The sequence below is a fragment of the Mesorhizobium sp. WSM4832 genome (genome assembly GCF_055811115.1).
This window is the reverse complement of record NZ_JBVVQH010000026.1, coordinates 36,701-49,021: the sequence shown is the minus strand read 5'-3', so window position 1 is coordinate 49,021 and position 12,321 is coordinate 36,701. Positions and strand designations below refer to the sequence as shown.

Genomic DNA, 12,321 nt, shown 5'->3' with positions numbered 1-12,321 from the left:
GGAATCCCAAATGGCTGACGACAAGAGCAAACGCGACTTTCGGGACCGTAATAGGGTTTCTGGCGACGAGGAATATGAGGTCGGATATTTAGCCAGCAAATTCGGGCTCTCTATCCCACAGGTCAGGGAACTTATCGAAATGCACGGTAACGACCGGGAGACGCTAGAGCGCGAGGCAAAAGCTCTTGGAGTCCGGTGACCTGTTGACAATCCCGATAGAAGATCTCAACGAGGCACTTTGCCTTATCAGAATGGGATCAAGGAAACTTGCCCGGCAGGCGTGCTACCGAGCGAAGCAGCGGTTTTAGGTCTGGACCGATCCACGAAGCCGAAGCGCTCGCCACAGTGGAGAAGCTCAACGAATAACCAAGCGGCCATTCGCCTCTACGGCTCGCTAGAGCCAAACGATGATCTGGTCAATCATGCTCTGGTCTGGCTCGCGCACGGCCATCTCTTGCAATAGCCGCTTGGCGTGTTCCGGCCATTGGCCTTCAGGCATGTTTGTGTCCATGACGGATTTCCTGACGGCTTCGCCGATGATGTCAAAGGCGAAGGCTGAAATTGTCCGTCATTATTGTCCATTGTCTAGATCCCCAACAGGCCGGGAGCTTTACGAATTCAAGCGCCCGCACCTGCAACCACGCCAGCGACGATAGCGACTCTTGCTCTCTTGGATCAACGGATTCGCGCGTGCAATTTCTCCAGAACGAAAGCGTGCCGGCCTATCCTGCTTATTCTGCGCACAGGCCTGCGGCTGGAGAGTGTCCGGGGCAGGCCCGTCTCGGAGCCGGAAGGGAACGCACTCCTATGGCGACCGGTGAGAGATGCCGAGTTAACCGTGCCGCCCGACGCGAACCGACTGGGCGGTCGATTGTTCCATCAGCTTCGCTTGAGGACCACCCCGCCTGTTCGGAGTTAAATCCGCATCGGAAAGGGCAGCATCAACGTCGGCGATGAGGTCGCAATCCGCCAAGGTGTGCAGGCGGGTCACGGAGGATCGGGTGAGCGTGTCGTTCCCGTCCTATGGACAACCCACTATGCGCAAGCCCTCAGGGAGTTTTGTACGAAACCGTACAGTTTTTTTGGTTGAAGGCTGCAGTGGTGCGGCGCATGTTTCTTGCCGCGCCGGCTCGTCCCTCAAATCCGGTGTATGGCCCGGTCTGCGGAATCCTGTGTCACAACTTGATTTAGACAGACCGGGCTGTCCAATTACCCGTCCGCCGGCTGCACTCCTCCGGATCAGGGCGTGGTTGGCAAACTGCAGATTCCTCTAAGGCAGCGTCCCGCTTGCATGTGAGGCAGTTCACCGAGAGGCCTGTGCCGGCCTGCAGCTTCTTGCCGAAGCGCCGGCAACGCTATCGTCGCGACGGTCGACAAAACTGACCTTGCTGGCACGCGAGAGCCGCCTGCAAGCAGCATCAGATCGTAGGGAGAGATTGCCGTATTCGATTAATGCTGCTGTCCTACCAGCGCGCCAACGCACGCTCTTCGCAATCCTGGCCTACGTCGCCATGGCAGCTTACTCGCCCGGCTTCCCCAAGCCGCTCACCTTGGAGGAGCACCTGCTTGCGTGGCCTTCAGGGTTGCGCGATGCTTTCCCCGCAAGGAGGGGGCGGCTATGACCAATGCGCAAATTCTGAGCCAGCAGGAATTTACCTATGAAGGGCGTGTAGGCGCTTTCCTTTTATCCGCGGACCGATCGCCACCGGGCTTGGTTATGCGTGGCTGATGAATGAACGCAATGCGATCACTACCGATCGATGCAGGACGCCGGCTACGGCGTTACCGCGGGCCAGAGCATGAAAGCCAACAGCGCTACGAAAACCACCAGGGCGATGGCAGTGCCCCACATCATCACACGTCGAGTGCCACGTTGCTCCTCGCGACGAGAGATATTATTGGGCATGGCCATATCCTTGTGATTTCCGCTCGACGAGCAACGCGTGCCTCGGGCGCAAGTTCCAGGGCCGCCGAGAAGCGAAACAGGCCTGCCCCGGGGTCCACTCGGGCAGGCCTCTTTCGGAGCAACGGAGCGAACTCCGATAGCGGCCGGTGAGAAAGTGCCGAACAACCATGCGGCGCGACCCAAACCGATTGGCCGGCCGATTGTTCCATTAGCAATTGCTTGCGAACCAACTCGGCTGTTCGGGGTTAAATCCGCATGGCAAAGGGCAGCATCAACACTGGCGACGAGGTCGCCATCACGGCGAATGTGCGCAGGCGGATCACAGAGGACCGGGTGAGCGTGTCGATCCCGTCTCTGGACTTTGGTCTGATGCTGACGCGCATTGGTCCCAATCGATCTTCCCAGTGAAACATCAAAGCCGGAACACCATTGCTTAGACGGGTCGCCGAGAACGCGCCCCCTATCGGCGGTTCTGCTGGTCTCGTGCCGGCGTTGGGCAAGGGGCATTGATGGAGAATATCGAAATGAAGACGATGATCACCAATTCTGTCGCCGGCCTGTTGCTCTTGTCGGGCGTTAGCGTCGCAATCGCGGACACGGTAGTTCTGGCACCTGAACAGGAAACGACCATCCGCGAATATGTGAAGAAGGAACCTCTTGCATCGATCAAGTTGCCGGGCGTCGAGTTGAAGGTCGGGAGCACGGTACCGGAAAAGGTCGAGCTCCATAAAGTACCCAACGTGAAGTATGAATATACGGTGATCGACAACCGGACCGTAGTCGTCGACCCCGAAACCCATACTATTGTCAAAGTGCTCGACTGACGGTCGCCTCGCGGCGGGAGCGCGATTCGGCGCCCCCGCCGCCTGCTCGGCCGGAGGGCGTACCCGATGATGCAATCGCCGGGCTTCAATTTTGCGAGCAATCGCCACCTATTTGTGCGGCGTCAAATTATGAAACTCTTCAAAACGGCCGGGAAATTCCGTGCCAGATATCGCACCACCCTCGAATTATCCATCAGCCGGTCAAATAGCGGTGGCGGCGACGAGTTCCAGGCTCGATCGCCCTTTGCCAAGCGGATGCGGCTGTTTGCCCGGCCTCGAAATCACTGCGGAGAAAACCGGTTGGTGATGTCTCGGAGGGCGCCCCGGGCGTCCAGATTCACGCTTGTGAGCATCATGAATGCCGCAAGGACGCCGGCTGAGTTTCGCCAGGCCAAAGCAGGTGCCGTACTGGTTCTGCTTTGAGCGTTGGGCCGAAGGAGAGAAGTTCCTGCGGTGGAGAACTGAAACGGTGACGCGTGACAGCATAGCCACTGATCTTGAAAGTGCAGCTGGTTAAATCGCGGAGATATTGCAGGCAGATCTTCAGATCATGCTCCGAAGGGCGCGCCGATCCTGAGGAATGTTGCGGGCGTTGCTCAATCCGAACGTTGAGGACGCACCGTCGGGTATTGCCGACAAGAGGGAGTTTCGAAGACCTTCTGCGAGGACAATCGTGTGTGACTGGCTCATGACGAACGCCTACATGCCCTGTGCCTTATGCGCCGGCCAGGAAAGCACAGTGGAGGGCAACGCATGATAAGAGCGCCGATTGTCGGACAGTCATGCTCCATGGCTTTCAGCTATTGTCCACTGCATACTGGCCGGCTGGTGCCGCGGCGAAGTTGCGCGGTTGCTGCGCCGGCTGGTCGCAGCCGACAAGCTTGGCGAGACTGATCTGGCGATTGCCAGGGCAATTATCCGAACCAGGAACACTATTCTAGCCGCTGTGACGAGCAGCCGTGCCAGACGAAATGGCCACGGAGTTATCGTCGAATCACGTAAAATTTAACCAATCGTTGACCGCGCTGTCCTATTCTGAGACAGCGCGGTCACAGGGTCCCCAATACCTTGGCCACGCAGGCGGCTTCGGCATTCAGTACCCCTACCGCACTGTCGGAGCCGCCACCTTCCCGTTATATTTACCATCAAAGGTTGAATCAACGGTTACCACGGGTGTTTTCCAGTACGCTCTCGGGGATCACTACCCTCACATTGAATTGCCGAAAACCTGGAAGGCGCAACCCACCATGCCGGTCGACCGGCACGAGAAGGCGACGGCCATCTTAGCCCCCTGCGGTGATGGTGGCACATCTGCGGCGGGCTATCGGACTTCCGCCCCGAGTTGAACGACCGAAACGGAACAGGCCCGCCCGGGGGCCTTAACCAGGCAGGCCTGTCTCTCGGAGCAAATGGAGCGAACTCCGATAGCGGCCGGTGAGAGATGCCGAGCAACCGTGCCGCGCGACCTAAACCGATTGGTTGGTCGATTGTTCCATTAGCAATTGCTTGAGAACCAACTCGGCTGTTCGGGGTTAAATCCGCTTCGCAAAGGGCCAGCATCAACATTGGCGACGAGGTCGCCGTCACAGCGAAAGTGCGCAGGCGGGTCACAGAGGACCGGGTGAGCGTGTCGATCCCGTCATACGGCCAGCCGCACTCTATCGTCGATCGGACGTCAATAATGACGCACGGCCAGGAGATCGAGCTTAGAGGCGATGTCAGCCGCGTCGGTGAGAGCAAGGTGACGATCAACCCAGGCGCCCCGGTAACCGTAAACGCCGATGTCGTTCGGCTGGTGCGCCACCGACGCAAGACACCACTCGTGGATAGGCCGACATGACCAAGCTCTCCGACCATGGGGCATCAGGATGTTGTCGCTGTGGGGGCGTTCGTTCCGAAGTAACCGGCGAACTGGCCCAGCCGATTGCCTGTCACTGCTCGAGTGTGCGCGGACCAGCGGCAATTTTGCTGCGATGGCGGCCTGCAAGACGGGAGATCTGAAGATGCAGGCCAAGGAGACCTTGAGATGGTACCAGTCATATCAAAACGAGCAGCGTGGTTTCTGCTCCCGCTGCGACGGCAATCTGTTCTGGAGAGCCGCGCCAAGCGTTGAGACCTTTGTCGCGGCTGACACCCTACCCGCCGACCGGTCTTGGTCTTAGGCAGCACATCTTTGTCGGCTCGAAATCAGACTTTTACGACCTGACCGACGGATTGCCTCAGAAGGAAGATGGCTGACAAAGCTTGCCATCGGTCGGAAGTTTGTCCTCGAGTGAGGCCTGTTGATATTAACCGCTCTTTTCCCCGCGCCGGTTTCCGCGCTGAAACAAAGAGGTCGGCCGTGCGTTGCGGACCTACAAGCCAGGAGGAATGAAATGGCAGATGACAGGAGCAAGCGCCACTTCCGCGACCGTGACCGGGTGTCGACGGATGAGGAGTACGAGCTGGAGTATTTCGCCCAGACTCCCTTCACCGCGCCGCCGACGCTCGTCCATCGCGATACCGAGGCGTGATTGATGCACTGCAGGTTACGATCCTCGCGGCTGGCGCCGTGGCACTCGTGACAGAAGATCACATTGATCAGATTCCAGTGCAACCTCAAGCCGTCTTCGGCATCATCCTCGCCGGGCTGCTGCGCCGGCTTCGAACACGCCGGCGCCAATCAGCGCCCAGTCGTGGCCGTCGCCGGTGCCAAACAGGCGCCAAGGCACTCTCGAGCCGGTGACGAAGCTCTCCGATCTCGGGCCGCCCTTCATCGGCAAGCCGCACCCGGGGCCGGCGCGCTGTCCGAAAAGCCAACCTATCGGTGCCAAGTGTGCGGGCACATGGTCGAGAAAGCGGACCTGGGCCAGGTGATGTGGCAATGCACGACCCGCTACAGCAGGACGATTGAGACGAAACAGGCCCGCCCGGGCTCAGGCGGGCCTGTTTCAGAGCACCGGCACTCCGATTGCGGCGTCTTGGGAGGGAAAGCAGGAAGCCGCTCCCCCCGAACTGCCTCGTGCCCACGTTGTTCCGACAAAAAAGCCCGTCGACATGGACGAGGGGCTCCTAAATCCAGAGATCGTTGTTGGCTACGCAATGGCCCCGCGACGATGGCCGAAAGCTTTGCCTTGCGAACAAGTACAGTTTCTCGTCAATCTTCTTCATGGGTACCCCCCGGTTGGTCCTCAAACGCTGCAAATTGGCCAGTGCCATCGTTGGTTGTTAAGCATCACCCGTTTCCATGTTTCAGTTTGAAATTTGCGGCGCTGTATTAATTGCGAGATGTCCACGACAAGCTCTTTGGCACGGGCGACGTCGTTTTCGTTGTGAGCTTTAGCGCATGGGCGAGGACCGCCGCACTTATGAGGAGGTCGTCGCCGTTTGCAATCGCCAAACTAGGAAGGTTCAAGCGATCCACTCACGTCGCGCGCCTTGGGGTGGGGGCAACAGCACCCATCTTCTCGCATGGTAGATTGCGACAAAGGTACCCCCAGGAGATGCTCTCAATTTTCCGCAGCCCGAAGAACCACCCGCCGGATCAGCGGAAAAAAGCCCGCCGACTGAAGTCGACGGGCCCTGTCTGCGCCCCTGGTTTCCAGATGGTCCGCCGTGTCCAGGCAACCCTCCGCAAAGACCTTGTAGGACTAAACCCCGACGCCGCGCTGTAACCCTGGGGCAACACTGGCGTTAGATGTGTCATTGATGGCCGCGTTGGCTGCGAAGTGGCTCGTCAGATCTGGGCGGTTATCTCCGCTGGTCCGGAAAACCTATCTTCAGGTCTCGCTCACGGCTATAGCGGTCAACACGCGGTAAATTGTCGGCAAATTGCATCCACGGCAGCTTCATCGACCAGAATGCGTGGACTTGGGGTTCAAACCGTTCAGGATGGTCCATAAAACCAATGGTAAGCCAGCATTCGTCGAGCAGACCCTCATCAGAATAGCTGATCGACGAACCGCAATCCTGGCAGAATGTGCGCGTGACGCCTGGTGTTTTACTGAACGTCTTGGGTGTCCCTCGGGTGAACACAATTTGGTCTAATCGATAGCCAATCCAGACAGTTAGCGGGCTTCCAATCGCTTTGCGGCAATCATCATCATGATCATAATTGATCCAGAAAGGCTCGCCTCGCGCTTCCAGCGCGATCTTTCCGCAGAAGCACGAACCAGGCTCTATTCGAGATTGGTCGGACATTTGTCTCCTCCGGTCAGGCTACCAAGGTATAAACCCAGTCGCGAAGCTACGGACGGCTTATGCGTCGTTTCCAACCGAGACTTTCATTCTCAAACAGAGTCTGATTCAGCCTCCGAATGAACCACTGATCGACTCTGAATGGGGCGCGCACGCAGGCAAGGAAGTCTTAAAATAACCAGAAGCGGTGCAGTCGGCCCTCTAATGGCCCGGCTTTGATTTCGCTACGATGCCAGCGGCTAAACTCTCGGCTTGTAGAACATCCGTGACGTCGCCGACGCTGACCTCGGCGCTGGGGTGAGCCTTCGCCAGTTCCTCTGCCTTAGACTTTACGTCAAACGACGATTGCCGCTTTTTTGCCGCTGCTATCGTGTCTGCAATGTCGACTGCTAGAGTGAGTGATGGCACTGGAGTTCTCCCGAATGCCCCAGCCTCTGCCCCAAATATGGCAGACGTTCGGCAACTTGTCCGAGGATCGTGATCAATTGGGATCGTCATGCTGCACCGAAGCAGCCTGCTGCGACCTAAGACCACCCAACGGGCGATCTCGGAAATGATTGCGTTGGACTCCAACGGCTCCGCAATCCGCGCCTTGTCATCCACCGACCCTGAGGCCGATGGATCGATTTTTTAGTTGACTCCGAACAGACGAAATTCCTATCGAAAATTCGAGGGGCAGTGGTTCTCAAACCTTGGGGTTATGGGTCAATGCCAATAGTGCGCATCGCCGGGAATGGCGGAGTGTTTCAACCTGATGAGCTATCGGCTCTCCAGAACGTCTTCGATCAAATCTGCGCCCAATACGGGATCGTCCGCCAAAGCGATAAAGCCGAGGCAGTGGCCGAAGTCGTGATCACGTATTACCAAAGCGGGCTGCGCGGCGAGGAACTGCTTCGCACCGTCGCGCTAAGGACGGCCGCGCCCTAACGTTCGGACCCATTAAGGGAACCCTTTCGTCCTTCGCAGGTTGTCGCGCGAGGGTTAGGGATCCTTATGGCTCATGAATCAAGTCGAGCCTTCCGAGAGCTGATCCGTTCGGAAGCAATCGAAAACGTTTACAGCACCACGAGTACCTGAAGGTAGACCCAGTTCTGCCACCGAACCACGTTCAGCTGCTGGAAGAGCTTGAACGGCGGGAGCAGGTGCGCGCCGCCGAGCAGACCACAGTAATTCTCTATGGACCAACAGCGCTTCGATCTAAGGCAAGACCCTGACGGGACCTGGACGGTCCTCGAGATGGCCACCGGGAAGCCTGCCGACGCATGGGGTCGACCGGCAGGAGCGCTCGACAGAGCGTATGCATACGATCTGGTGGACCTCTGAACGTTCTCGACATGAAAGGGCGGGCTCATTCAACCTCCAGCTTTGTATGATTCCGGCTCTTGCTTTTCCAACAGAGTGCACCAAAGAATGTGATGTGAAGTTCTGTCTCTTTGGGAGGAAGGGATGGATATTCAGCCGCCTCCACGGCCTGAGTAACCCGCTAATGAGCTGGTTTATGAAGCCATCAAGGGCTGTCAAGCCGGTGAGATAATTTCCGTGAAGGCGACCATTACAATGGTGCGCGAACGCGGCCCTCATCTTCGTGAGACTGACTGCCAGCTGGTCGAAATAATTGTTGATGTGGCCACCAAGTGGGGGCTGTTCATCGCCTTTGAGGTTCGAGAAGCGTAATGCCCCACCATTGGTTCAACTCTCCGGTTTTATGTGAAGACCGACCGCCGGGACTCGCCTCGGCGTCACCGGTGTTGACGCCGCAGCAGCGGAGCTCCTGAAGTGGCCCACGTGGCCTCAAGTGGCGGCTGGCGGCCGAGGCACGTCTGTCTGCGCTGGATGGCAAAATGCTGACCGACCCCTTTAGGCTGCTGTTCGCGGCTACGGCCGAGGAGAAGGAGATGCTGCTGCCCTGTTAACAAATGTTATACGGTTCGGAACATTCGGAGCCTGCGACCGTTCCGCGGTCGGGGAACTCACTTTACGAAGTAGGCTTCCGATGCCGTCGGGCTCTGTCATGATCGTGGAGGATGAGAGCATCCTCCTTTTAGACATCGAAAACTCCCTGCGCGAGGCCGAGTTCGAGGTGATCGCCTTTTATAGTGGCGTCGAAGCCATTGCGGCCTTTGATCGCGACCCGGCGCGCATTGCGGCTCTGTTGACGGACATCAGGCTTGGAGACGGCCCAACCGGGTGGGACGTGGCCCGGCACTTGAGGGGTGCCAATCCCACTTTGCCGGTCATTTACATGAGCGGCGATGGTGCGGAGGACTGGCCCTCACTCGGGGTGCCAAATAGCCTCATGATAACCAAGCCGTTCGTGATGCCACAGATCATTACCGGGCTGGCAACTCTCCTCAATCAACAAGGGGTGGAACAGCTTTCTGATTGAGCAAAGCCCGTCCTATGCCAGCCTTGAGGACTGCGTCTTATCTCGTCCGCATTCACCGCAGGCAGGAGCACCCAGAACTCTTCGCCGCCGTAGCGGGCAACTTGATCGCGATCTCGCCCGACGTTTTCCTGGATGACGCTGGCGACACCAGACTCCGGTCATCCTTCTCGACCAAGCCAAGCAGACCGTCGAGATCCTCTAGCCATACCCGAACACCTTCACCTCCTTCCCGCTTTTGCACCCGCAGCTTCGGTGCCGGGATCAAAGCAGACGGCCGCTCGCTGGAGCAATTCGAGGAAAGCAGTGAGCAGTTTTCGTCTTAACTTGCGTGAAAATAATGCGGTTCGCCGCGCGCGTGAAACGGTGAACCGCGCCGGTAATCGCCACGTCAGCGCTTAGCCCTGTCGCTGTCGGCATCCGCCCGCTTCAGGAATGTCTGGGCGACCTGCGGCAGATTGCTCTTCAGCCACTCGGCCATGGCCTGCTCTTCGCGCAGGTTCTGTTCGCACGCGCGGGCAATCTCGGCCTCGCCGGCGGCATTGGCGGCAACGATGAGGATCGTGTAGGAAGCGATTTCCATATGCTCGAACGTGTAGCTCGCCAAAGAGCCTTTCATGACCTCGTCGCCGGCGAACACGCCGCTGATCGACTGCGCCGTAGCGATCAGCTTGCCGCCTGCGTCCTTCAGCATGGACGATCCTTCACCTAGGCCATCCAGGCAGGTCTTCAGCCGCCTGCCCTGCTCTTTCGTTTCTTCCAGATGGCTGCGAATTCGCTCGCGGAGTTCCGGGTAATTATCTATCCGGCTCAATTGGCCCGATAGCATCGTCTCGGCCTGTTCCTCCATTGCGTGAGCGTCCCTCAACCATTGGATAAGCCATTCGCGCGATTCAGCCATTTTAATCTCTCATTGGTCTGACGTCGCCCGAACCAAGGGCGGCGCGCATTGTTCCCTGACGGGTTGAAAAGCGACTACGATTTCCGGGACGACCACGGGTCGGAATCGGAGAGCTTCTCGCGCACCGATTCGTCGGTCTTGTCGGCCGCGGCTTTGACGACGCCGCTGACTTTGTCAGCCAGGGTGCCCTCGCTCGGCGCCTGCCGTGCGGCTTCGTCGGTTGCCGTCTGGTAGGCTTCGACAGCGACTTGCTTTGCAGTGTCGAGGCCTTCTTTCAAAGTGTCTTCGGCACTGTCGCTAAGTCTCTCGCGATAGCCGCCCAATCGCTCATCCTCCACCTCAGTGTGGGGCAACATGGCGCCGATCGCGGCTCCGACGGCGAGGCCGATAGCGGCTGCGGCGAGAGGCTGGTCTTGGAGCAGACTATGCGCCGACCGGCTGGCGCTCGTCGCCGTATTGGCGGCAGCTGCCGCCGAGCTCGCCAGTGTGTCGGCCGCGCTGCTTGCCGTGTTCGACACCGTCGCGGCTGCTTCGCTTGCCATTCCCGACACAGTCCCGGCCGCTCCGCTGGCCGCATCCGAGGAACCCATTCCAACGCCGAATGCTCCATGATCGAGGCCAGGACCGCGCCGCGTCACACCATCGGTACCAACAGGGCTAGCGGAAGCGCCGCTGCCCAACATCAACCAGGCCAGGCCCGTGCCGATCACCGTCAGCGGCAGGGGATTGTCCCGCACCTGGGCCTTCAGGTTGTGAAGCATGTCGGAGCCCACGCCGCCTCTGAAAAGCCCCGTGAACTCGTCAAAGAGCTGCCCCGGGGTCATCTTGTCGCGAATGGAGTCGGCGGTCGCCAACACCCTGGCGCGCGTGGCTTCGGCCTTGCGTTCGAGCTCGGTTGCGGATTTCTCGGTCATCTCGCTTGTTCCTTGATCACGTTCACGTCACGCTTGAGCTGTTCTTGTGTGCGGTCCGGCGCGAGCTCGGAAGGCGCCATGCTCGCCATGCCGGTCCGCAACAGAATCACGCCCAGCATGGCAACGACCACTCCGACGAGTAAAGCGGACCACCCGGCGCCCAGACCAAGGCGCGCCAGGGCGATGACGAGCGCCTGCAACAAAACCAGCAGCGCTGCGAGTAGGCATATCGCGCCGCCGAGCACTTCAACGGCGCCCGCGCCAGCCTTGGTCGCGTTCTCCGAGATCTCCGCTCTTAAGAGCCTCGCCTCCGTTTGCACGAGCGTGCTCACCTGCTGCGCCAGATCGGCGACCAGTGTGCCAAGGCTTGGATTATCTTGAGTACTCATTTCTTCAGCTCCGCTGCCTTCCCCGGTATGCCGCCGTCGGAGCCCCAGTTGGTTGGAGCTTTATCCCGACGCGCGCTCACTCCCATGCCGGTTTGGCGCGAATCTTCGCGCGTGGCAGCGTCCTGCGTGGGGCGGCGCGTGCCGGGTGGCGACGCCTTTATGAAGCGGCCAAGCGCCAATCCCGCCAGAACCGAACCGGCAAGAAGCGCTCCAGGATTCTGGCGGCCAAAGGACTGAATGTCTTCAAGCACCTGTCCGAATGGCTTCTCCTTCAACGAAGAGGACAGCCGTTCCAGCCCGCTAGCAGCCTCCTCCATGAATTTCGAGGCCGCCCTCTGGTCGCTGTCGGCCAAGTGATCGCTCGCGGCGCGCAGGGCGCCGCCGAGCGCGGACAGGCTCGATCCGATATCGCGCTGCGTCTGCTCAGCCTTTTCGGCGACGGCCTGCTCGGCTTCGGCCGCATACCCTCCGGCCCTGCGGGCGACCTCGTCGCGGGTATCGTGGAGCGCTTGGCCGGCGCTTTGGGTTTCTTGCTGGATCCGGTCAGAAACCTCGTCCTTTGGCTTGGCAAAGTCGGTGGGCTCGCGGCCCCGATCGTTCTCGCGCTGCATGCTGCCTCCTAGTGAAAACCGAGAAAGGAAAGCACCGCGAGCACAACGACGATCAGACCGATGAGATAGATGACACTGTTCATGGCGTAACCTCCTCGATGCGAGTCCGAACGTCGCGCCGGCGCCTATGTTCCCTTGTACGAGCAGCTTTTTAGCGAGTTCTCATTTGCCCTTGGGCAGCGCGCTCAAAGAGGCAAGCTCCGGCGCCCGCAATTAT

At 59.2% G+C, this 12,321-nt stretch carries 13 protein-coding genes and 1 pseudogene; 8 read left to right on the top strand and 6 right to left on the bottom strand.

Going from position 1 to position 12,321, the window contains the following annotated elements:
• The first annotated feature begins 10 nt into the window (after positions 1-10).
• The 6 genes from AC0L2L_RS29020 (at position 11) to AC0L2L_RS28995 (ending at position 5,243) form a co-directional block, all read left to right on the top strand.
• Positions 11-199, top strand: coding sequence for a DUF3606 domain-containing protein (locus AC0L2L_RS29020; RefSeq protein ID WP_473583305.1), 189 nt, complete (start codon positions 11-13; stop codon positions 197-199).
• 1,962 nt (positions 200-2,161) lie between these two features.
• Positions 2,162-2,314, top strand: a complete 153-nt coding sequence (locus AC0L2L_RS29015) for a hypothetical protein (RefSeq protein ID WP_473583304.1) — start codon at positions 2,162-2,164, stop codon at positions 2,312-2,314.
• 116 nt (positions 2,315-2,430) lie between these two features.
• Complete coding sequence (locus AC0L2L_RS29010; protein ID WP_473583303.1) at positions 2,431-2,730, top strand: DUF1236 domain-containing protein; 300 nt, start codon at positions 2,431-2,433, stop codon at positions 2,728-2,730.
• A 66-nt stretch (positions 2,731-2,796) separates the two neighbouring features.
• Entirely contained in the window at positions 2,797-3,153 is a 357-nt protein-coding gene (locus AC0L2L_RS29005; protein WP_473583302.1) for a hypothetical protein, read from the top strand.
• 1,258 nt (positions 3,154-4,411) lie between these two features.
• Positions 4,412-4,570 (top strand): hypothetical protein, encoded by a 159-nt coding sequence (locus AC0L2L_RS29000; RefSeq protein WP_473583301.1) that lies wholly within the window; start codon positions 4,412-4,414, stop codon positions 4,568-4,570.
• A 535-nt stretch (positions 4,571-5,105) separates the two neighbouring features.
• The gene (locus AC0L2L_RS28995) at positions 5,106-5,243 is read left to right on the top strand and encodes a DUF3606 domain-containing protein (RefSeq protein WP_473583300.1); all 138 of its coding nucleotides are present in this window, start codon (positions 5,106-5,108) and stop codon (positions 5,241-5,243) included.
• Positions 5,244-6,459: 1,216 nt separating this feature from the next.
• Here the strand turns inward: AC0L2L_RS28995 and AC0L2L_RS28990 are convergent.
• Positions 6,460-6,909, bottom strand: a complete 450-nt coding sequence (locus tag AC0L2L_RS28990) for a GFA family protein (RefSeq protein WP_473583299.1) — start codon at positions 6,907-6,909, stop codon at positions 6,460-6,462.
• Positions 6,910-7,614: 705 nt separating this feature from the next.
• On the opposite strand from AC0L2L_RS28990, the gene AC0L2L_RS28985 reads away from it, so the two are divergent.
• Both AC0L2L_RS28985 and AC0L2L_RS28980 read left to right on the top strand, forming a co-directional pair.
• Positions 7,615-7,833, top strand: a complete 219-nt coding sequence (locus tag AC0L2L_RS28985; RefSeq protein ID WP_473583298.1) for a hypothetical protein — start codon at positions 7,615-7,617, stop codon at positions 7,831-7,833.
• A 1,084-nt stretch (positions 7,834-8,917) separates the two neighbouring features.
• A complete protein-coding gene (locus AC0L2L_RS28980) occupies positions 8,918-9,292 on the top strand; it encodes a response regulator (protein ID WP_473583297.1) in 375 nt (124 codons plus the stop codon).
• A 44-nt stretch (positions 9,293-9,336) separates the two neighbouring features.
• Here AC0L2L_RS28980 and AC0L2L_RS28975 read toward each other — a convergent pair.
• The 5 genes and pseudogenes from AC0L2L_RS28975 to AC0L2L_RS28955 form a co-directional block, all read right to left on the bottom strand.
• Positions 9,337-9,438 (bottom strand): annotated as a pseudogene (locus AC0L2L_RS28975) (diguanylate cyclase domain-containing protein); the annotation flags it as partial.
• A gap of 242 nt (positions 9,439-9,680) precedes the next feature.
• A complete protein-coding gene (locus AC0L2L_RS28970) occupies positions 9,681-10,190 on the bottom strand; it encodes a ferritin-like domain-containing protein (protein ID WP_473583296.1) in 510 nt (169 codons plus the stop codon).
• 74 nt (positions 10,191-10,264) lie between these two features.
• Complete coding sequence (locus tag AC0L2L_RS28965; RefSeq protein WP_473583295.1) at positions 10,265-11,104, bottom strand: hypothetical protein; 840 nt, start codon at positions 11,102-11,104, stop codon at positions 10,265-10,267.
• Entirely contained in the window at positions 11,101-11,493 is a 393-nt protein-coding gene (locus tag AC0L2L_RS28960) for a phage holin family protein (protein ID WP_473583294.1), read from the bottom strand. The genes AC0L2L_RS28965 and AC0L2L_RS28960 overlap by 4 nt, the downstream gene beginning before the upstream one ends.
• Positions 11,490-12,104 (bottom strand): hypothetical protein, encoded by a 615-nt coding sequence (locus tag AC0L2L_RS28955; protein ID WP_473583293.1) that lies wholly within the window; start codon positions 12,102-12,104, stop codon positions 11,490-11,492. Before AC0L2L_RS28955 ends, AC0L2L_RS28960 begins: the two co-directional genes overlap by 4 nt.
• Positions 12,105-12,321 lie beyond the last annotated feature (217 nt).

Bases quoted from the DNA above. Each gene is read 5' to 3' on its own strand.
- AC0L2L_RS29000 (WP_473583301.1), top strand. From the start codon at position 4,412: ATGACGCACGGCCAGGAGATCGAGCTTAGAGGCGATGTCAGCCGCGTC.
- AC0L2L_RS28955 (WP_473583293.1), bottom strand. From the start codon at position 12,104: ATGCAGCGCGAGAACGATCGGGGCCGCGAGCCCACCGACTTTGCCAAG.
- AC0L2L_RS28990 (WP_473583299.1), bottom strand. From the start codon at position 6,909: ATGTCCGACCAATCTCGAATAGAGCCTGGTTCGTGCTTCTGCGGAAAG.
- AC0L2L_RS28960 (WP_473583294.1), bottom strand. From the start codon at position 11,493: ATGAGTACTCAAGATAATCCAAGCCTTGGCACACTGGTCGCCGATCTG.
- AC0L2L_RS29020 (WP_473583305.1), top strand. From the start codon at position 11: ATGGCTGACGACAAGAGCAAACGCGACTTTCGGGACCGTAATAGGGTT.
- AC0L2L_RS28970 (WP_473583296.1), bottom strand. From the start codon at position 10,190: ATGGCTGAATCGCGCGAATGGCTTATCCAATGGTTGAGGGACGCTCAC.
- AC0L2L_RS29005 (WP_473583302.1), top strand. From the start codon at position 2,797: ATGATGCAATCGCCGGGCTTCAATTTTGCGAGCAATCGCCACCTATTT.
- AC0L2L_RS28965 (WP_473583295.1), bottom strand. From the start codon at position 11,104: ATGACCGAGAAATCCGCAACCGAGCTCGAACGCAAGGCCGAAGCCACG.
- AC0L2L_RS29015 (WP_473583304.1), top strand. From the start codon at position 2,162: ATGGCAAAGGGCAGCATCAACACTGGCGACGAGGTCGCCATCACGGCG.
- AC0L2L_RS28995 (WP_473583300.1), top strand. From the start codon at position 5,106: ATGGCAGATGACAGGAGCAAGCGCCACTTCCGCGACCGTGACCGGGTG.
- AC0L2L_RS29010 (WP_473583303.1), top strand. From the start codon at position 2,431: ATGAAGACGATGATCACCAATTCTGTCGCCGGCCTGTTGCTCTTGTCG.
- AC0L2L_RS28985 (WP_473583298.1), top strand. From the start codon at position 7,615: ATGCCAATAGTGCGCATCGCCGGGAATGGCGGAGTGTTTCAACCTGAT.
- AC0L2L_RS28980 (WP_473583297.1), top strand. From the start codon at position 8,918: ATGATCGTGGAGGATGAGAGCATCCTCCTTTTAGACATCGAAAACTCC.